The organism is Streptomyces luteogriseus, from assembly GCF_014205055.1.
Taxonomy (GTDB): Bacteria; Actinomycetota; Actinomycetes; order Streptomycetales; family Streptomycetaceae; genus Streptomyces; species Streptomyces luteogriseus.
Genome location: NZ_JACHMS010000001.1, coordinates 6,542,379 through 6,560,828 on the forward strand (window position 1 = coordinate 6,542,379; position 18,450 = coordinate 6,560,828).

At 72.6% G+C, this 18,450-nt stretch carries 17 protein-coding genes and 1 pseudogene; 13 read left to right on the top strand and 5 right to left on the bottom strand.

The genetic code is table 11. The features are described from left to right. Positions 1 to 180: 180 nt before the first annotated feature. Positions 181 to 990, top strand: coding sequence for a hypothetical protein (locus BJ965_RS29095; RefSeq protein ID WP_184912582.1), 810 nt, complete (start codon positions 181 to 183; stop codon positions 988 to 990). Here the strand turns inward: BJ965_RS29095 and BJ965_RS29100 are convergent. Next, positions 908 to 1,765 (bottom strand): DUF4184 family protein, encoded by an 858-nt coding sequence (locus BJ965_RS29100; RefSeq protein WP_184912584.1) that lies wholly within the window; start codon positions 1,763 to 1,765, stop codon positions 908 to 910. The two genes, BJ965_RS29095 and BJ965_RS29100, sit on opposite strands and share 83 nt — an antisense overlap. A gap of 350 nt (positions 1,766 to 2,115) precedes the next feature. Here BJ965_RS29100 and BJ965_RS29105 point away from each other — a divergent pair, with 350 nt between their 5' ends. From BJ965_RS29105 to BJ965_RS29115, 3 genes are all read left to right on the top strand, one after another. Next, a complete protein-coding gene (locus BJ965_RS29105; protein WP_184912586.1) occupies positions 2,116 to 3,864 on the top strand; it encodes a lytic transglycosylase domain-containing protein in 1,749 nt (582 codons plus the stop codon). A 150-nt stretch (positions 3,865 to 4,014) separates the two neighbouring features. Continuing rightward, positions 4,015 to 4,149, top strand: coding sequence for an SPW_0924 family protein (locus tag BJ965_RS29110; RefSeq protein WP_107051748.1), 135 nt, complete (start codon positions 4,015 to 4,017; stop codon positions 4,147 to 4,149). A 26-nt stretch (positions 4,150 to 4,175) separates the two neighbouring features. Then, on the top strand, positions 4,176 to 5,168 hold the full coding sequence (locus BJ965_RS29115) for a DUF3068 domain-containing protein (protein WP_184912587.1): 993 nt from the start codon (positions 4,176 to 4,178) through the stop codon (positions 5,166 to 5,168). Here BJ965_RS29115 and hrpB read toward each other — a convergent pair. Both hrpB and BJ965_RS29125 read right to left on the bottom strand, forming a co-directional pair. Beyond that, positions 5,158 to 7,680: an ATP-dependent helicase HrpB gene (hrpB, locus tag BJ965_RS29120; protein WP_184912590.1), complete on the bottom strand. Its 2,523-nt coding sequence runs from the start codon at positions 7,678 to 7,680 to the stop codon at positions 5,158 to 5,160. The genes BJ965_RS29115 and hrpB overlap by 11 nt on opposite strands. Before the next feature lie 49 nt (positions 7,681 to 7,729). Next, positions 7,730 to 8,590 (bottom strand): class I SAM-dependent methyltransferase, encoded by an 861-nt coding sequence (locus BJ965_RS29125; protein WP_184912591.1) that lies wholly within the window; start codon positions 8,588 to 8,590, stop codon positions 7,730 to 7,732. A 317-nt stretch (positions 8,591 to 8,907) separates the two neighbouring features. Here BJ965_RS29125 and rpsA point away from each other — a divergent pair, with 317 nt between their 5' ends. The 4 genes from rpsA to BJ965_RS29145 all read left to right on the top strand — a co-directional run bounded on the left by rpsA (position 8,908) and on the right by BJ965_RS29145 (position 12,682). Continuing rightward, positions 8,908 to 10,407 (top strand): 30S ribosomal protein S1, encoded by a 1,500-nt coding sequence (rpsA, locus tag BJ965_RS29130; protein ID WP_030852955.1) that lies wholly within the window; start codon positions 8,908 to 8,910, stop codon positions 10,405 to 10,407. 227 nt (positions 10,408 to 10,634) lie between these two features. Then, on the top strand, positions 10,635 to 11,573 hold the full coding sequence (locus tag BJ965_RS29135) for a PAC2 family protein (protein WP_184912592.1): 939 nt from the start codon (positions 10,635 to 10,637) through the stop codon (positions 11,571 to 11,573). A gap of 57 nt (positions 11,574 to 11,630) precedes the next feature. Then, entirely contained in the window at positions 11,631 to 12,251 is a 621-nt protein-coding gene (gene coaE, locus BJ965_RS29140; protein ID WP_184912593.1) for a dephospho-CoA kinase, read from the top strand. Between the two features lie 50 nt (positions 12,252 to 12,301). Beyond that, positions 12,302 to 12,682 carry a tetratricopeptide repeat protein gene (locus BJ965_RS29145; RefSeq protein WP_030852944.1) on the top strand — a complete coding sequence of 127 codons (381 nt, stop codon included), beginning with the start codon at positions 12,302 to 12,304 and terminating at the stop codon, positions 12,680 to 12,682. A 19-nt stretch (positions 12,683 to 12,701) separates the two neighbouring features. Here the strand turns inward: BJ965_RS29145 and BJ965_RS29150 are convergent, their stop codons facing one another. Beyond that, positions 12,702 to 12,965 (bottom strand): DUF6343 family protein, encoded by a 264-nt coding sequence (locus BJ965_RS29150; RefSeq protein WP_030852941.1) that lies wholly within the window; start codon positions 12,963 to 12,965, stop codon positions 12,702 to 12,704. Positions 12,966 to 13,039: 74 nt separating this feature from the next. On the opposite strand from BJ965_RS29150, the gene BJ965_RS29155 reads away from it, so the two are divergent. From BJ965_RS29155 to BJ965_RS29165, 3 genes are all read left to right on the top strand, one after another. Further along, the gene (locus BJ965_RS29155; RefSeq protein WP_184912595.1) at positions 13,040 to 13,951 is read left to right on the top strand and encodes an acyltransferase domain-containing protein; all 912 of its coding nucleotides are present in this window, start codon (positions 13,040 to 13,042) and stop codon (positions 13,949 to 13,951) included. Positions 13,952 to 14,076: 125 nt separating this feature from the next. Beyond that, on the top strand, positions 14,077 to 14,757 hold the full coding sequence (locus tag BJ965_RS29160) for a class I SAM-dependent methyltransferase (RefSeq protein WP_246546077.1): 681 nt from the start codon (positions 14,077 to 14,079) through the stop codon (positions 14,755 to 14,757). Between the two features lie 256 nt (positions 14,758 to 15,013). Next, complete coding sequence (locus tag BJ965_RS29165; RefSeq protein WP_184912600.1) at positions 15,014 to 15,475, top strand: DoxX family protein; 462 nt, start codon at positions 15,014 to 15,016, stop codon at positions 15,473 to 15,475. A gap of 113 nt (positions 15,476 to 15,588) precedes the next feature. On the opposite strand, the gene BJ965_RS29170 is transcribed toward BJ965_RS29165, so the two are convergent. Then, positions 15,589 to 16,191 carry an RNA-binding S4 domain-containing protein gene (locus BJ965_RS29170; RefSeq protein WP_184912602.1) on the bottom strand — a complete coding sequence of 201 codons (603 nt, stop codon included), beginning with the start codon at positions 16,189 to 16,191 and terminating at the stop codon, positions 15,589 to 15,591. 124 nt (positions 16,192 to 16,315) lie between these two features. On the opposite strand from BJ965_RS29170, the pseudogene BJ965_RS29175 reads away from it, so the two are divergent. Beyond that, a pseudogene (locus BJ965_RS29175) lies at positions 16,316 to 16,966 on the top strand (helix-turn-helix domain-containing protein); the annotation flags it as partial. Positions 16,967 to 17,124: 158 nt separating this feature from the next. After that, positions 17,125 to 18,426 (top strand): MFS transporter, encoded by a 1,302-nt coding sequence (locus tag BJ965_RS29180; RefSeq protein ID WP_184917664.1) that lies wholly within the window; start codon positions 17,125 to 17,127, stop codon positions 18,424 to 18,426. Positions 18,427 to 18,450: the final 24 nt, after the last annotated feature.

The window sequence follows — 18,450 nt, forward strand, 5'->3', positions numbered from 1 at the left end:
TCCCGCCTCCGCAGCAGCGCCGTTCGCCCTGCCTGAGCAGCGCCCCGGGGGTCACCCCTCAGCCGGGGCGCCGGCTTGTCCCGGCCCCCGGCTCCGCCCCGGCCCCGGCCCGCTGAAACCATCACTCGCGTGGACCCCGAGAAGGCGCCTCCGCCCATGGTGCTCGCAAAGATGCGGGGCATGGGTATACGCACGTTCCTCAGCCGCACGAGACCAGGCGTGGCACTGCCGCCGGTCCCGGCGTTCGAGGCCGCCGCGAGTACGGTTCGCGTCCCCGTCACCTTCACCTCGGCCCTGCGCCACACGACGGCGGACCTCCGGCAGCGCCTGGCCACCCGCGGACGGCGGCCGACCGGCTCCGCCGGCACCGGCGCCCTGACCGATGCGACGGCGCTCGCCGGCACGGATGACCCGACGGCCGCCCCGGCGCTCGCCGGCACGGATGCTCTGGCTGCTCTCACGGGTCTCGTCGGCACGGATGCTCTGGCTGCTCTCGCGGGTCTCGTCGGCACGGATGCTCTGGCTGCTCTCGCGGGTCTCGTCGGCACCGATGCTCTGGCTGCTCTCACCGGTCTCGCCGACGCGGATGCTCTGGCTGCTCTCACGGGCCTTGCCGACGCAGATGCTCTCGCCACCCTCACCGGCCTCACCGGCACGGACGCTCTGGCTGCCCTCACCGCCGTCATCGGCGCCGACAGCACACTGACCGTTTCCGGTCTGACCGCCGTCACCGGCGACGTACCCACCGAGGCCCGAATCCCCTGCACCCCCGAACCCCCGGGCAAGCCCTCCCGCCCCTGGGTTCGACTGGCCCGCGACTACCTGGCCCTGGTCCTCACCCTGCTCCCACGCCCCCGCCCCGCGCACACCACCATCACCGTGTACATCACGACGACCGGCAGCGCCCTCAGCGAGCGGCCGGGCGGCTCGGCTCCGTCTCGGCGGCAGGGGCAGGACCGGCGGGGGCCGGAACCGGACGCCGCACCCTGACCCCCACGGCGTAGAGCAGCAGCGCCGGGACGAGTCCCGCGCCCGCGCCGAAGCACACCGTCGGAACGATCTCCCACGGCTTCGCGGCCGAGCCCCAGTACGCCCACCACCGTGACGCCCGCTGTACCGCCCCCACCAGCGCGAAGCCGCCGATGACGGCAGCGGCCGCCCATCGGTCCCGGACCGCCAGCACGGGAACACCCACCGGCTCGCACACGGGCGCCCGCCGCAGCGCGTGCGCCGCGAACACGGCGATCACGACCGCGGCCACCGCCGAACCGCCGTACTGCAAATACCAGTACAGGGGTGAGCCCGCCACCTCCCGGCCCAGTACCGGGAACAGCCGCATCCCCCACCGGTCGAGATGCGTGAACGCGTCCCACACCACATGGGTCAGCGCACCGAGCACCGCGGACGCGTACCACCGCGCCACCAGCGACGCCCGCACCCGCGCGCGGGGCGACCCGCACCGCAGCAGGGCCGCCACCCGTCCCTGCCGGGCCCGCGGCAGCAACGCCACGAGCGGCTCACGCACCAGCAACCACAGCGCCACCAGCGCCCAGGCGATGAGCACATCGACCGTGAAGACCCCCGGGACCGAATGCGTGACGTCCCCGAACTCCATCGCACCGGACAGCACACTCGCCGCGTAGTAGGTCATGTCGGGCGCGAAGGACCCCGCCACGAGCACGGCGGGCACCAACGACCCCCGGCCGGTGCCGTCGGTGCGGACGGCGGGCAGTACGGCCGCCGCATGGCTCAGCGTGAACGGCAACTCGGCTCCTCGCGACGGTCGTTGCGCCAGGCAGGGGCTCCCGGCGGACAGTGGCCCAGTATGCGGGATGCCGCCAGGCCGACGACGTCACGGGCGCACTTGACCAACTGGTGAAAAGCGGTCACGAACGGGTGCCCGAGCAAAGGAAGTTGTCGTAGGGTCGCCAGAGTCGTCACGCGGGGAGCGCGTCGAACGCGTGACCGCGGTAAAGGCGGTAAAGAGCAGAGCACGCAGGAGAACAGAGTTGTGGCCGTCGGAGGGCAACCCCTCGGGCGGTTGGATCGTCACAACAGGGCGAACACTGCAGACGTAGACCGGACGCCCGGGCGTCCACGGGAGGGGTTCACTCTATGGCGGCGCAATTCGGCAGGAGGCTGCGCAAGGGGGCGGCGACCACAGCCGTGGCCGCGGTGGCGGTCGCGGCCCTGTCCGCCTCCCAGGCTCCGGGCGTGAACGACCACGGCAGACAGGCCGCTGCCGACGCCACCCCCTCTCCCGAGGCGAGTGCCTCCGACGGCAGCGCCACCGGCAACTCGCCGTACTACACGGACCTGCCCCCGCTCAAGAGCCCGAACCCGTCTCCCTCCACGGGGCCCGCCCCCGGTGGCGCGGGCGCGACGGAAGCCGGCATCCCCGCGACCGTCCTCGACGCCTACAAGAAGGCCGAGGCCACGCTGCGCGAGGCCAAGCCCGGCTGCAACCTGCCCTGGCAACTCCTCGCGGCCATCGGCCGGGTGGAGTCGGGGCAGGCCCGCGGCGGCCGCGTCGACGCCGACGGCACCACCATCAAGAAGATCCTGGGCCCGCAGCTCGACGGCAACGGCTTCGCCCTCATCAAGGACACCGACGACGGCGCGTACGACGGCAACAGCTCCTACGACCAGGCCGTCGGTCCCATGCAGTTCATCCCCTCCACCTGGGCCTGGGCGGGCCGCGACGGCAACGGCGACGGCAAGAAGGACCCCAACAACATCTACGACGCCGCGCTCGCCGCCGGCCACTACCTGTGCCGCAACAACTGGGACCTTTCCCAGCAGAGCGAGCTCGACCGGGCGATCCTCAGCTACAACAACTCGCGGGACTACCTGAACCTCGTCATGAGGTGGCTGGACTACTACCGCAAGGGCACGCACGAGGTCCCGGACGGCACCGGCACGCTCCCCGACAACCGCAGCGACGACGGCACGGGCGCGAGCCCGACACCCACCGTCCCGGGCACGACGACTCCGGCCGGCTCGACGCCCGGGCCCGGCCCCAAGCACGACAAGCCGGGGAAGCCCGACAAGCCCGCCGGGGGCGGCACGACGACCCCGAAGCCGCCCACCACACCGCCCGGCACCCCGTCCACGCCGCCCACCACGCCCCCCACCCCCACCGACACGGTGGACCACCTGGAGAACGCCGGAACCGCGAAGCTCACCGCCATGGCCGGCGACGCGTTCGACCGGCGGATCAGCACCCGCGCCGAGACGGAGGCCGGCAAGGCCGTCGCCAAGGTCAGGGTCCGCTTCACGATCGTCGGAGACACGGACACCACCTTCACCGGCGGCGAGGACGTGGCCACGGTCGCCACCAACAGCTCCGGCGTGGCCGTCGCGCCCGCCCTGCGGGCGGGGGAGAAGACCGGGACCGTCACCGTCCGCGCCACCGTGGTGGGCCGTGCCGTCCCGGGGCTCGACTACAAGGCCACGGTCACCGAGCGCGCCGCCGACGCCCTCGCCCGCACCGGTGACACCGCGCTGACCTGCGCCCCGGGCGGCACGTTCGCGAACCAGGTCGAGGTGAAGGCCACGTACAAGGGCGCCGTCGCCGACGGGGTCGCGGCCACCGCCACACTGATCAAGTCGGCGGACGACCCGACCGCCGCCGACAAGGGCCCCTACTTCAAGAACGCCGAGGGCAAGCCCGTCCGTACCCTCACGGGTCTCAAGACGGACGCGAAGGGCCTGCTGAAGCTGCCCGAGCTGTACGCGGACGACACGACCGGCACGTTCCTGCTCCGCGTCACCACGGCAGGCGGCGCGACGCTCACCGTCGAACTGACCGTCGCGGCGGCCGAGACGTCCTCGCCGGCACCGTCGGCCAGTCCGAGCGCGTAGCTCCCAGGTACGACAGACGACGCCCCTCCTTACAAGGAGGGGCGTCGTTGTGTGTGCAACGTGTTCTCATCTCCGCCCCGCGTTGCTACGGTGCCGAACAACCTGACGGTGCATCAGTTCTGGCCGTCACGACCCGTGGGGAGGCTCCGTATGCGCGCCCTCATCGCCGCCGCCACCGGTCTCGCCGTCGCGTTCGCCGTGGTCTGGACCCTGACCGCCCTCGGTTCCCCCTCGGGCGGGACATCACCGAAGCCGCTGCTGACGACCGTGCCCGCACACCCCTGACCGCCCCGCCCGGGAGGGAGGCCGAGATGCGCCGCAAGGCCGGCCTGGTCCTGCTCGCCCTCGCCGTGTTCTTCGCGGCCCTGTCCCCGCTGCTGCGCTGGTACGCCTTCCCCCGCCTCGCCAAGGTCCCCGCGAACCAGTACCAGGACATGGTCCTGGAGGCGAAGGACGCCACCCTCCTCGACTACGGCACCATGAAGGCGAAGAAGGTCCCGAAGGTCACCATCGTCCAGACCCTCAAGGGCGACGTGGAGGCCTCCGAGCGGATCGAGGAGTCGGCGGGCCGGGACGTCGTCGTCTGGGACGGCCTGTCCTACGTAGTCGGCCCCGACGGCACGATGGTCTCCAGGATCCCCGAGCGCTACATCTTCGACGCCCACACCCAGGAGCCCGTCCACGCCACCGGCGAGATGGTCGACGGCGACCCGGTGCGCCGCCAGGGCATCGAGTTCAAGTGGCCCTTCCTGACCGAGAAGCGGGACTACGACTACTTCGACGCCCAGGCCCGCGTCACCGCGCCCATCACCTACAAGGGCACCCAGGACTTCCGCGGCCTGGAGGTCTACTACTTCGAGCAGACCATCCCCTGGACCGAGGTGAAGATCCCGAAGACCCTGCCCGTCGAGGGCCTCACCCCCGAGGCGGTGGAACAGACCGGCACGACCCGCTGGTACACCACGGTCCGCAAGTTCTGGGTCGAACCCCTCACCGGCGCCCCCGTGTACGGGGAGGAGATCCACAAGGAGGAGCTGCGCGGCGGCAGCCTCCTCGGCGACCGCGGCAAGGTGACCGCGTTCGCCGGCCACGTGAAGATGCGCGAGGACTACATCACCCACACCGTCGACCTGGTGACGTCCCAGCGCCTGCTCATCGCGCTGATGACGTCCTACCTGCCGTGGGGATTCCTGGCCCTCGGCGTCCTCCTGCTCGGCCTCGCGCTCTACGTGGAGGCCCGTGGCCGCCGCCCCTCGGGACCGGCCCCCTCGGCGGCCGAAGAAGTGCCGTCGGTCAGCGCCTGAGCCGCGCGTTGGTGTGCCGGGTCGGTTCGGCGGCCGCCGGGTCCTCGGGCCACGGATGCTTCGGATACCGCCCCCGCAGCTCCGCCCGCACACCCTTGTAGCCGTCCCGCCAGAACGAGGCGAGGTCGGCGGTGACGGCGGCCGGCCGGCCCGCCGGGGACAGCAGATGCACGAGCAGCGGCACCCCGGCGACCCGGGGCGACTCGTGAAGCCCGAACATCTCCTGCAGCTTCACCGCCAGCACGGGCTGCTCGGGCCGGGAGTAGTCGATCCGGATCCTCGACCCGCTCGGCACGGCCATCCGCTCCGGGGCCAGCTCGTCGAGCCGCCCCGCCTCCCCGGAGGCCCAGGGCAGCAGCCGGGCGAGCGCCTCCCCGGCATCGATCCGCGCCAGATCGGCCCGCCGCCGCGCCCGGCCGAGCTCCGGCTCCAGCCACTCCTCCACGCGCGCGTGGAGCGCCTCATCGGACACGTCCGGCCAGGGCGCACCGCGATGCAGCCGCAGGAAGGCGAGCCGCTGCCGCAGGGCATCGGCCTCCGCCGACCACCGCAGCAGCCCGAACCCCTCCCGCCGCAGCCCGTCGAGCAGCGCGTCGCGCACGAGCCCGGCATCGGCGTCCTTCAGCGCCCGCACCGCCAACTCGACCGCCCCCAGCCGCTCCACCCGCCGCGCCACGACGTCCCCGCCGTCCCAGCCGACCTCGTCCCGCTCCTCCAGCAGTGCCCCCGCCGCGACCCGGGCCGTCTCCTCGTCGACGACCGCCCCGAGCTGCACCCGCGCGTGCCCCCTGCCGACGGGCCGGTCGGCCAGGGCGACGGCGATCCAGGGGGAACCGTGCAGCGCGCTGCCGGCGCCGACCTCGGCACGGGTTCCCGACACCATGAGGTACGACCCGCCGTCGGTCCTGGCGACCCGCTCGGGAAAGGCGAGAGCGGCGACGAGCCCGGCCTGCTGCTCCACGGAGAGACCGGCCGGCGCCTCGGCTTCCGCCGCTGTCTCGCGGGAACCACCGGAAACGACGCCCCGCAGCCGCCGGACCTCACTCCGCCACCGTGACGCATAGGCGTCACCCCCACGCAGCGCACGACGCAGCGCACCCGCCAGATCGTCCCCGTACTCCCGCGGAGCCTCTTCACTGAGCAGCGCGATGACCTCGGCGGCCCGCTCCGCACCGACCGCGTCCGACCCGTCCAGCAACGCCCGACCCAGCCGCGGATGCAGTCCCAGCCGGGACAGGGCGACGCCCCGCTCGGTGGCCCGCCCCGCGGGGTCCACCGCCCCCACCGCCGTCAGGACCTCCCGCGCCGCCGTCATGGCCCCGCCCGGCGGCCCGTCCAGCAGCGCCAGCCCGGACGCGTCCGGATCCCCCCAGCACGCCACCTGCAACGCGAACGCCGTCAGGTCGGCCACCTTGATCTCCGGCGACGGATACCGCGGCAGCCGCGCGTCCTCGGCCTCCGCCCAGCAGCGGTACACCGTGCCCGGCGCCTCACGCCCGGCCCGCCCCGCCCGCTGCCGCCCGGCCGCCCGGGAGGCCCGTACGGTCGTCAGCGCGCTCAGCCCGCGCGCGTGGTCCACCCGCGGCTCTCGCGCCAGCCCCGAGTCCACGACCACCCGCACCCCGGGCACGGTCAGGGACGACTCCGCGACGGACGTGGCCAGCACGACCCGCCGCCGCTCCCCGGGCGCCAGCACCGCGTCCTGCACCGCCGCCGGCGCCCGCCCGTGCACCTGGAGCACCTCGACGTCACCGAGTCCGCCCAGCTGCCCGGCGACCCGGGCGATCTCGCCCACGCCCGGAAGGAAACACAGCACGTCCCCCTCCCGCTCGGCCAGCGCCCGCCGCACCACGGACGCCACATGGGTCAGGAGAGCCGGGTCGACCCGCATCCCGTGCGGCGGGCGTACGGGCCGCACCGGAGGCGCCCACACGGCCTCCACCGGATACGCCGTCCCCTGGGCCTCGACCACCGGCGCCCCGCCCAGCAGCCGCGCCCACCCCTGCGCGTCGGTCGTCGCCGAGGCGGCCACCAGCCGCAGTTCCGGCCGCAGTGTCTGCCGCACGTCCCACAGGAACGCCGCCGCCGTGTCCGCGTCCAGATGCCGCTCGTGGCACTCGTCGAGCACCACCACGTCGGCACCGGACAGCTCCTGGTCGCGTTGCAGCCGCTGCACCAGCACACCGGTGGTGACGACCTCCACGCGCGTGTGCCGCCCCACGACCCGTTCACCGCGCACGGTGTAGCCGACGCTCTCGCCGGGCTTCTCGCCCAGCAGCCACGCCATCCGCCGCGCCGCGGCCCTGGCCGCGATCCGCCGCGGCTCGGCCACGATCACCCGCCGCTCGGGCCCCTCCCCGAGCAGTCCCGCCAGCGCCAGCGGCACCAGGGTCGTCTTGCCGGTGCCGGGCGGCGCCACGAGGACGGCGGTGCCGTGCCCCTCCAGGGCGTCGTCCAGGGCGGGCAGGGCCCCGCGCACGGGCAGGGATTCCAGGGCGTCGTAACGGATCACGCCATCAGTGTCGTACGCCCGGGACGAGGTCCCACGCGCGTGTGTGTGATCAGTCCCGCTCGCACACGAAGATCGCCGTACCGGGGATCAGGTTCCCGCGCAGCGGGGACCAGCCGCCCCACTCGGAGGTGTTCCACGCGGGCCACTCCGGCTCCACCAGGTCGACGAGGCGGAAGCCCGACGCGACGACGTCGCGGACGCGGTCGCCCAGCGTGCGGTGGTGCTCGACGTAGACCGCCCGGCCCTCGTCGTCCTGCTCGACATAGGGAGTGCGGTCGAAGTACGAGCCCGACACCGACAGTCCCTCCGGCCCCGGCTCGTCCGGGAAGGCCCAGCGGATCGGATGCGTCACCGAGAAGACCAGGCGGCCCCCGGGCCGCAGCACCCGGCGCACCTCGCGCAGGACCAGGCGCGGATCGGCGACGAAGGGCAGCGCCCCGTACGCCGAGCAGGCCAGGTCGAAGGAGCCGTCCGCGAAGGGGAGCGCCCCCGCGTCGGCGCACACCAGAGGGAAGGAACCGCCGATGCGCAGCGCGTGCTGCAACTGCCGGTGCGAGATGTCCAGGGCGACCGGGCGTGCGCCCTGGGCGGTGAGCCAGCGCGAGCACTGGGCGGCGCCGGCCCCGATCTCCAGGACGTCCCGGCCCTTCAGCTCCTCCGGCGGGCCGAGCAGCTCGGCCTCCACCTCGTCCAGACCCTCGGGACCCCACACGAAGCGGTCGTCGCCGAGGAACGTGCCGTGCTCGACCTGGTACTCGTCCGCGTTGCGGTCCCACCAGCCACGATTGGCCCGGGAGCTTTCCGTGACATCGGCATCGCGCCGGGTGGCCTCGGGTTCGGACGCTTCGGACTCTTGGATGATCGGCTCCCTCGTCGTACTCTTCCGTCCAGCCGGCCCCGGCGGTGGCACAAAAGGGGGCGTCGCACGGCCTGTGTGGCCTCGAACGACAGGACTTGTGCCGGGTATGCGGCGATCCGCCCCGCGTGGGCGGCTTCGCGCATTGACCCTGCCCGGCTGCCCCCGTATGCTACAAGTTGCGCTGCGGGCCTGCGCACCTCAGACGTAGCAGGTCGCGCTCGCATCTGTTGTATGTCCCCTCGGTTGTCGAGGCGCCACCAGTGGTTTTGTGTGGCGCTTCCTTGGCTGTCCGGCTTCTTCAGAGCGAAACGGGCTCCCGGCGTAAGCAGTACCTACGACTCACTGTCCGTACCGGAGCCCTTTCCCACATGACGAGCAGCACCGAGACCACCTCTACCACTCCGCAGGTAGCGGTCAACGACATCGGTAACGAGGAAGCTTTCCTCGCCGCGATCGACGAGACGATCAAGTACTTCAACGACGGCGACATCGTCGACGGCGTCATCGTGAAGGTCGACCGGGACGAGGTCCTGCTCGACATCGGTTACAAGACCGAAGGTGTCATCCCGAGCCGCGAGCTCTCGATCAAGCACGACGTCGACCCCAACGAGGTCGTCGCCGTCGGTGACGAGATCGAGGCCCTTGTTCTCCAGAAGGAGGACAAGGAAGGCCGCCTGATCCTCTCGAAGAAGCGCGCCCAGTACGAGCGCGCCTGGGGCACCATCGAGAAGATCAAGGAAGAGGACGGCATCGTCACCGGTACCGTCATCGAGGTCGTCAAGGGTGGTCTCATCCTCGACATCGGCCTCCGTGGCTTCCTCCCGGCCTCCCTGGTCGAGATGCGCCGCGTCCGCGACCTCCAGCCCTACGTGGGCAAGGAGCTCGAGGCCAAGATCATCGAGCTGGACAAGAACCGCAACAACGTGGTCCTGTCCCGCCGTGCCTGGCTCGAGCAGACCCAGTCCGAGGTCCGCCAGACGTTCCTCACGACCCTCCAGAAGGGTCAGGTCCGTTCCGGCGTCGTCTCCTCGATCGTCAACTTCGGTGCCTTCGTGGACCTGGGTGGCGTCGACGGTCTGGTCCACGTCTCCGAGCTCTCCTGGAAGCACATCGACCACCCGTCCGAGGTTGTCGAGGTCGGCCAGGAAGTCACCGTCGAGGTCCTCGACGTCGACATGGACCGCGAGCGTGTCTCCCTGTCGCTGAAGGCGACCCAGGAAGACCCGTGGCAGCAGTTCGCCCGCACCCACCAGATCGGCCAGGTCGTGCCCGGCAAGGTCACGAAGCTGGTTCCGTTCGGTGCGTTCGTCCGCGTGGACGAGGGCATCGAGGGTCTGGTCCACATCTCCGAGCTGGCCGAGCGCCACGTGGAGATCCCGGAGCAGGTCGTCCAGGTCAACGACGAGATCTTCGTCAAGGTCATCGACATCGACCTCGAGCGCCGTCGCATCAGCCTCTCGCTGAAGCAGGCCAACGAGTCCTTCGGTTCGGACCCGGCCTCGGTCGAGTTCGACCCGACGCTCTACGGCATGGCCGCGTCGTACGACGACCAGGGCAACTACATCTACCCCGAGGGCTTCGACCCCGAGACCAACGACTGGCTCGAGGGCTACGAGACCCAGCGCGAGGCGTGGGAGACCCAGTACGCCGAGGCGCAGCAGCGCTTCGAGCAGCACCAGGCGCAGGTCATCAAGTCCCGCGAGGCGGACGAGAAGGCCGCTGCCGAGGGTGGCGAGGCTGCCGCTCCGGCCGCGTCCGGCGGTGGCGGCGGTTCGTACTCCTCCGAGGGCCCGGACAACTCCGGCGCGCTGGCCTCGGACGAGGCGCTGGCCGCTCTGCGCGAGAAGCTGGCCGGTGGGCAGAGCTGAACGCCCACTGAGCTGTAGCTCCTGATCAAGGGGCCGTACCTTTCGAGGTGCGGCCCCTTGGCGTTGTCGGGCCGTCGTTCGGCTTCGGGCCGTGGGGGTTGTCGCGCAGTTCCCCGCGCCCCTGACGGGGCGTTGCGCCCACTGCCAAGATCATGAATCTCCTCCCGCGGGAATGCCCACGCCCGCAACGGCGTTGTGAGGTGTGGACACGAGGAGGAGCGGTCACTGTGCTTGATCCGCAGGGTTTGTACGCCTGGGAGCCGAAGGGGCTGGCCGTCGTCGACATGACGCTCGCCCAGGAGTCGGCCGGACTTGTCATGCTCTACCACTTCGACGGATACATCGACGCCGGCGAGACGGGCGACCAGATCGTCGACCGGGTGCTCGACTCCCTGCCCCACCAGGTCGTCGCCCGCTTCGACCACGACCGGCTCGTGGACTACCGCGCCCGCCGCCCGCTGCTGACGTTCAAGCGCGACCGCTGGACCGACTACGAGGACCCCGCCCTGGAGGTGCGGCTCGTGCAGGACGCCACCGGCGCGCCCTTCCTGCTGCTGTCCGGCCCCGAGCCGGACGTGGAGTGGGAGCGCTTCGCCGCCGCCGTGAAGCAGATCGTGGAGCGGCTCGGCGTCCGGCTCTCCGTGAACTTCCACGGCATCCCCATGGGCGTCCCGCACACCCGGCCCGTGGGCCTCACCCCGCACGGCAACCGCACCGACCTCGTCCCGGGCCACCCGAGCCCGTTCGAGGAGGCGCAGGTGCCCGGCAGCGCCGAGTCCCTCGTCGAGTACCGCCTGCTCCAGGCGGGGCACGACGTGCTGGGCGTCGCCGCCCACGTCCCGCACTACATCGCCCGCTCCCCCTACCCGGACGCGGCCCTGACGGTCCTGGAGGCCATCACGGCGGCGACCGGACTGGTCCTGCCCGGCATCGCCCACGCCCTCCGCTCGGACGCCCACCGCACCCAGACGGAGATCGACCGGCAGATCCGCGAGGGCGACGAGGACCTCAGCGCGCTCATCGAGGGCCTGGAGCACCAGTACGACGCCGTCGCGGGCGCCGAGAGCCGGGGCAACATGCTCGCCGAGCCGGTGGACATCCCGTCGGCGGACGAGATCGGCCAGGAGTTCGAGAAGTTCCTGGCGGAACGCGAAGGCGACAACTGATCCCGTCACACGGCCCGGGCGAGGGCCCTGTCAGTGGCAGGGCCTAAGCTGCGGGACATGCTGAAGGTGGGCCTGACCGGCGGCATCGGTGCCGGCAAGAGTGAGGTGTCACGGCTGCTCGTCGCGTGCGGAGCCGTGCTGATCGACGCGGACCGCATCGCGCGGGAGGTCGTCGCGCCCGGGACGCCGGGGCTGGCCTCGGTCGTCGAGGCCTTCGGGGAGGAGATCCTCGCCGCCGACGGCAGCCTGGACCGGCCCCGCCTCGGCGCCATCGTCTTCTCCGACGCGGAGAAGCTCTCCACCCTCAACTCGATCGTGCACCCCCTGGTGGGCACCCGTTCCCGCGAGCTGGAGGAGGCCGCCGCCAAGGACGCGGTGGTCCTCCACGACGTCCCGCTCCTCACGGAGAACGGCCTGGCGCCGCTGTACGACCTGGTGATCGTCGTCGACGCCGCCCCCGAGACCCAGCTCGACCGGCTCGTACGGCTGCGCGGCATGACCGAGGAGGACGCCCGGGCACGGATGGCCGCCCAGGCGACGCGGGAGCAGCGCCGGGAGATCGCGGACATCGTGATCGACAACGACGTTCCGCTGGAGGAGCTGGAGCGGCGCGTGAAGGACGTGTGGGCCGAGCTGGTGCGCAGGTCGCAGGCGTCCCGGCCGTCTCCCGCGGAATAGCGGCACCCCGTGGGGGCGTTGAACCCAGCCAGTGAGGGAAGGACTCTGCCGTGCCCGAGACCAGCGGTTCGACCGGACCTACCCCGGAGACGCACGTCATCGACTTCCGTGCCGCCGAGCAACTCCTCGCGGCCCGGGATCCGCGGGGCGCGGTGAAGCTGCTCGACGGCGTCATCGCCACGCACCCGGAGAACACCGCGGCCCGGCTGCTGCGGGCACGGGCCTTCTTCGCGGCGGCGCAGCTGAGGCCGGCGGAGCTCGAGTTCCAGATCGTCCTGGAGCGGGAGCCGGACAACGCGTTCGCACACTTCGCTCTCGGCCGGACGTACGAGCGCCAGGGCCGACCCGACCAGGCGAAGCGCCATTTCCGCCTGGCGGCCGCGCTGGATCCGAATCCTGAGTTCCTGAAGGCCGCGCGCTTCGACTCGTGACCAGCCGCTCCCGCCCGCGTCAGGGGCGTTCGTCCGGCGGCTGGTACGGCGGGATGTCGCGGCCCGGCTGGTAGTGCGGGCCCTGGCGGATGTGCCGGAGGACGACGGCCAGGTCGACCGTGACGACCAGCAGCAGCACACCGCAGGCGATGGCCCAGCCGCTCCGCCCGGCGATCGCGAACGCCACCGTCCCGAAGAGCGCCCAGACCAGCCCCCACAGGCTCAGCCAGAAGCGCGCCCGCAGGGCACTGCGCGCGGTCCGCGGTTCACTGCCGGTACGCATCGTCGATCACCACTCCTACGTGCAACGTACTCTTCGTGGCGAGGGTTCACCAAGGTCGACAGGGGGAGCCGCGCATGCTGCCGGACGCCGACACACTGCCCGAGATCCTGCTCGACCTGGCGGTGCCGCACGAGGACATCAACGACCTGGTCGCCCTGCGGCGGACACTCACCGCCGACGCCCGGGCCATGGGGCTCCTGGAGGAGTGCGTCGAGGACCTGGTACGGGACATCGGCGAGACCGGCGTCGAGGTGCCGCTCGCCGAGCGCGTCGCCGAAGCCCCGGCCGCGCTGGGCCCGTACTTCGCCGTGTTCGTGTTCGTCGCGGCGTTGCCCCGCACCCGCGCGTATCACCGCGAGCGGGGAGTCCCGGCCGACGTCAGCCGCCGGACCCTCGCCGACCTGGGGCGGAACATGGCGTTCCATCGACGGCGGCGCGGCAGCGGAGGGGTGGAGGTCCCGCAATGGCTCACCCGCCACTTCCGGGGCGGGCTGTACCAGCTGGGACGGCTCCAGTTCGAGCGGGCCCGGCTCGGGCAGCGGTCGGGTCGGGCGGTGGCGGCGGCCGGCCTGGACGCGGCACCGGGGGACCCCTGCCTCAACCTGCACATCCCGGACTTCCACGGGACGCTGTCACCGGCGGCCTGTGACCGTTCCCTGCGACTCGCGCGGGAGTTCTTCGCCCGTCATTTCCCATGGGAGCGACATCGGGTCGCGGTGTGCCACTCCTGGCTGCTCGACCCGCAGCTGAAACGCCACCTCGACCCCGACTCCAACATCGTCCGGTTCCAGGAACGCTTCGAGCCCGGCCGTGACCCCGGCGAAGAGCCGGAACCGGCGGACACCGAGCCGGTCCGCTTCGTCTTCGGAGACCCGGACCTGCCGGCGGCCGGCCTGCCGCGGCGTACGTCCCTGGAGCGGGCGGTGGGGGACCATCTGCGGGCGGGCGGCCACTGGTACATGGGGCACGGCTGGTTCCGGCTGTAGCCGACCGGCCCCTGCCGCGGTCTCAACTCCCCTTTCCCACCGTCTTGTTCACTCGGAAGGGTGAAGAGGGTCATCGCGGGAACGGGTGTGCGGACGCGGTCCGTTGGACGGGCATGGAGATGAACATGCGTGAGGGGTACGAGGGGACGGGACCCGGGGCCATCACTCCGGACGGCTGCGCGGTGGAGTTCTACTCACGGCTGCCCGTCGGGGACGAACCAGACATCATCGCCGCCGCGGTCCCCGAGGGCGCGCGCATCCTGGAGCTCGGCAGCGGGGTCGGACGCATGACCCACGCACTGCTGGAGCGCGGGTTCACGGTCACGGCGGTGGACGAATCCGCACCGATGCTGGAGCGCGTGCGCGGCGCGCGGACGATATGCAGCCCGATCGAGGACCTGCGTCTGGGCGAGACGTTCGACGTGGTGCTGCTCGCGTCGTTCCTCGTGCACGCGGGGGACGCCGAGGTGCGGCGCGGTCTGCTGCGCACCTGCGTGCGCCATGTCGCGGAGGGCGGCTGCGTGCTGATCCAGCGGGAGGGCGAGGACTACCACGAGAACGTGCCGCGGGAGCGCAGGGACCCCAGCGGCTTCACGCTGCGGATCGCGTCCGCGGAGCCGCTCGGCGACGGGGTCAACTCGGTCCGCGCGGAGTACGAGTTCCCTGACGCGGTCTGGACCCATACGTTCCGGGCGCGACCGCTGACCAAGGAACAGTTCGAGGAGGCCCTGGACGAGGCGGGCCTGAGGGTGGACCGCTACCTGACCGAGGACCGGATATGGGTGCGGGCGGTGGCGGCGGTCTAGGCGACCCGATGCGCGGAGCCTGCCGGCGGGAGCGGAGTTGAGGCGTTTGAGCGACTACGACCGCACCCTCCGGAGGGAGAGTGGGACGACGCCCTGCCCCGAGGAGAGGCTTCAACGGCTCTGCCCTTGACGGGCGGTGGGGCGAGGGGGCCGGGGAAACGTTCTGGTCGACGTCTCTCCGGCGGCGATGAGTTCCGGGGTGCGGGCCGGTCTACCTCTCCGACACCAGCGCGGACCGCTTCCCCAGGAGACCTCCATGTCCGAGACCACCCCCACCGTCGCCGCCGACCCCACCCCGGCCGGCGTCGTCATCGCCGAGTCCGCGACCGCACGCGGGCGGCGCGCCCGGATCGCACTGCGCACGCTGCAGGTGCTGATCGCCCTCTTCTACGCCGTTCCGAGCGCCCTGCCCAAACTGATCGGGCACGCGTCGGCCGCCGAGTCGTTCGAGCGGCTCGGCTGGGGCAGCGCCGGGATGTACACCATCGGCGCGCTCGAACTGGCCGGGGCGATCGCCCTGTTGATCCCGGTGCTCCAGTCGGTGGCGGCGATGGCACTGAGCGCGTTGATGGTGGGGGCGTTCGTCGTGCAGATAACCGTCTTCGACGGGCAGTACGCGGCGACGCCGCTGATCCTCATCGTGCCGCTCGTCCTCATCGCGTGGGCGCGGCGGGGCCGCAACGCGGATCTGCTCCGGCTGCTGCGGGGACGGGCGTGACCGGGTGCGACAGGGATGCGGCCGGGGCGCTTTCGGCTCCGGCGGCGTCCGGGGAGGGTCGAGGAGCCGCCCCGGACCCCGGTCGGCGGGGTGATGAGGGCTCCTCGCCCCGCTCACGGCCTCGGTTCGCCCGGGACGCTGCCGAATCCCTTGCCGGGAACAGGGCCGGGGCCGGACACGCTGCCCGGCCCGGTCACCCCACGCAGGCGTTCCATCTCGCGGCGGTCGCGCTTCGTCGGGCGGCCCGCGCCGCGGTCCCGGATGCCGGCGGGGGCGACGGCCTCGCGGGGCGGGGGCGGCGGAGAGTTGTCGATATAGCACTGGGCGGCCACGGGAGGCCCGACCCGCTTGCGGATGAGCCGCGTGACGACGACGACCCGCTCTCGGCCCTCGTGCCGCAGACGCACCTCGTCACCGACGCGGACGCCGTGCGCGGGCTTCACGCGCTCGCCGTTGACACGCACGTGGCCGCCCCGGCAGGCGGTGGCGCCCATGGAGCGGGTCTTGACGAGGCGCACGGACCAGATCCAGCTGTCTACGCGCACCGTCGTGGCGCCCTGCGGACCCGCGGCCTCGGCAGCGGCGATCGCGGCGGCGACCTTCGGATCCGGGGACTTCGCATCCCCGTTCCCGGAGCCGCCCGTGCCCTCGGGGGACTCGGGTGCCGCGTCTTCGGTCCCGTCCGCCCCCTCGTACTGCGCACCTTGAGAAGCCATGTCCCCGACCTTAGTCCTCCGCGTCATCCCGCCGGGCGGGATATCCCGGCCCAGCGGCAACTCCCCAAAACTTATTTTGCAAAAACTCTTTTGCCAAGTGCCCTGGGCGGCCTAACCTCCCGGCATGGACAGCGACGAGCACCAGCGCGTACTCGATCCCGAGCACGACACCGCCGCTCTGAAGGCCCTCACGCACCCTTTGCGTATCCAGCTGCTCGGGCTGCTGCGGCAGGACGGGCCCGCCACGGCGAGTGAACTGGCCGCGCGGACGGGGGAGTCGTCGGCGTCGGCCAGCTATCACCTGCGGGTGCTGGCGAAGTACGCGTTCATCGCCGAGGCCGAGCACCGCGACGGGCGGGAGCGGCGCTGGCGGGCGCTGCACACCGTCACGTCCTGGAGCAACGAGACGATGGAGTCCACCGCGGCGGGCCGGGCCTTCGTCAGCCTGGCGCGACGACGGCAGATCGACCACCTGGAGAGGTCCCTGGCCCGGCACGAGGCGGACATGGCCGCCGGGCGGCTCGGCGAGGAGTGGGTGGAGGCGTCGGGCATCAGTGACCTCATGCCCCGGCTGACGGCCGAGTCGCTCAGCGAGCTCTTCGGCACCGTCGCGGCGAAGCTGGAGGAGCTGACCGCCCGGGACGCGGACGATCCACGCGCCGAACGTGTCGTGGTCCTCGCCGCCGGGCTGCCGCTCGCCCCGCACGAACCCGCCGGCCCTGCCCCCGCGGATTCCGTCCCCGAGGCCTCCGCCCCCGCAGGCTCCGCCCTCCCTGACCCCGCGCCCGAAGACCCGGCCCCCGAGGACTCCGTCTCGGAAGCCCCCGTACAGGGAGCCCCCTGCCCGGCAGACCCCGACCCCCTCGACGGCGTCCCGGACGGCCCGCCGCGCGAAGGCATCGATCCCGCAGACCTCAACCCGTGACGCCGCTCATGACCGGGCCGCCCGGGGAGCGGACCGCCCGGCGCCGGTACGTCACCGTCTGCGTGCTCCTCTGGCTGCCGCCGGGCCTGGGCCTGGCCACGATGGTCCTGCTGTTCAGCGAGCGTGGCATGTCCCTCGCCGCGATCGCCGGACTGTTCGCCGCGCACTCGCTGACCGTGGCCGCACTGGAACTGCCCACAGGAGGCCTCTCGGACGTCCTCGGACGCCGGCCGGTCCTGGCCGCGGCCGGTGTGCTCAACGTGGTCGCCTTCGCGCTCGTCGGCGTCGGCACCACCGCCTGGCTGCTCACCGCGGGCATGGTCCTCATGGGTGCGGCCCGTGCCCTGGCCAGTGGTACCGCCGAGGCCTGGTACGTCGACACCGTCCAGGTGTGCTCCGGCCCGGACGCCGAGCTGCGCACCGGCCTGGCCCGGGGCGGCACCGCGACCTCCGCCGCGCTCGCGGCCGGCATTCTGCTGGGCGGAGCCCTGCCCTGGTTGCTGGGCCTGGGACCCGGCCTCGGTGCCCGGCTGAGTGAGGCGACCTCCGGGGCGGTGCTGCCCCTGTCCGTCCCGCTGCTGCTGGGGGCCGCGCTGCGGATCGTCTTCGTCGCCTATGTGCTGACCGCCCTGCGGGAGCCCCCGCGACCACCGGCGACCCTGCGGTCCGTGCTGCGCGGCGTCCCCGCCACCGTGCTGGACGGACTGCGGCTGGGCGGCCGGGACACGGTCGTCCGGCGGGTCCTCCTCGGCGCCGCGGCGGCCGGCAGCGCCCTGGCCGCGATCGAACTGCTCGTGCCGGTCCGCACCGCCGCCCTGACCGGCGCGACCGCCTCCGGAGCGATGGTCTACGCCGCCCTGGCCTGTGCGGGTTTCGTCTGCTCCGGTATCGGAAGCCACCTCGCGCCGCTCACCGCCCGGGCGGCAGGGAGCGGCCAACGGGCCGTGCTGGTCAGTCTCGCGGCCGGTGCGGGCGGCCTGCTGCTGCTCGGGGTCACCGCGTCGTCCGTCCACCCGGCGGCCACGGCCCTCGCGGTCGTCGGCTTCGGACTGGTCTACCTCGGCCTCGGCGCGGCGGCCCCGAACGAGAGCGAACTGCTGCACCGCAGGGTCTCCGGCGCGGGCCGCGCCACCGCCCTGTCCGTCCAGTCCCTCGCCCAGCAACTGGTCGGCGCGCTCACGGGCCTGGCCGTCGGGGCGCTGCGCCCGGGCCCTCTGCCCTGGCTGCTGACGAGTGCCCTCCTGCTGTCCGGGGCTCTGCTCTGGCGGGGCCGGAGGGGTGAGCGGGCCGTGCGGGTCACCGGTTCCTGAGCCCACGGGCGGGGCGGGTCCGCG

What these genes read in the sequence shown, in the direction of transcription:
- BJ965_RS29095 (WP_184912582.1), top strand. Translation starts at nt 181, where the DNA reads ATGGGTATACGCACGTTCCTCAGCCGCACGAGACCAGGCGTGGCACTG.
- BJ965_RS29105 (WP_184912586.1), top strand. Translation starts at nt 2,116, where the DNA reads ATGGCGGCGCAATTCGGCAGGAGGCTGCGCAAGGGGGCGGCGACCACA.
- BJ965_RS29110 (WP_107051748.1), top strand. Translation starts at nt 4,015, where the DNA reads ATGCGCGCCCTCATCGCCGCCGCCACCGGTCTCGCCGTCGCGTTCGCC.
- BJ965_RS29115 (WP_184912587.1), top strand. Translation starts at nt 4,176, where the DNA reads ATGCGCCGCAAGGCCGGCCTGGTCCTGCTCGCCCTCGCCGTGTTCTTC.
- rpsA (WP_030852955.1), top strand. Translation starts at nt 8,908, where the DNA reads ATGACGAGCAGCACCGAGACCACCTCTACCACTCCGCAGGTAGCGGTC.
- coaE (WP_184912593.1), top strand. Translation starts at nt 11,631, where the DNA reads ATGCTGAAGGTGGGCCTGACCGGCGGCATCGGTGCCGGCAAGAGTGAG.
- BJ965_RS29150 (WP_030852941.1), bottom strand. Translation starts at nt 12,965, where the DNA reads ATGCGTACCGGCAGTGAACCGCGGACCGCGCGCAGTGCCCTGCGGGCG.
- BJ965_RS29155 (WP_184912595.1), top strand. Translation starts at nt 13,040, where the DNA reads ATGCTGCCGGACGCCGACACACTGCCCGAGATCCTGCTCGACCTGGCG.
- BJ965_RS29160 (WP_246546077.1), top strand. Translation starts at nt 14,077, where the DNA reads ATGCGTGAGGGGTACGAGGGGACGGGACCCGGGGCCATCACTCCGGAC.
- BJ965_RS29165 (WP_184912600.1), top strand. Translation starts at nt 15,014, where the DNA reads ATGTCCGAGACCACCCCCACCGTCGCCGCCGACCCCACCCCGGCCGGC.
- BJ965_RS29170 (WP_184912602.1), bottom strand. Translation starts at nt 16,191, where the DNA reads ATGGCTTCTCAAGGTGCGCAGTACGAGGGGGCGGACGGGACCGAAGAC.
- BJ965_RS29180 (WP_184917664.1), top strand. Translation starts at nt 17,125, where the DNA reads ATGACCGGGCCGCCCGGGGAGCGGACCGCCCGGCGCCGGTACGTCACC.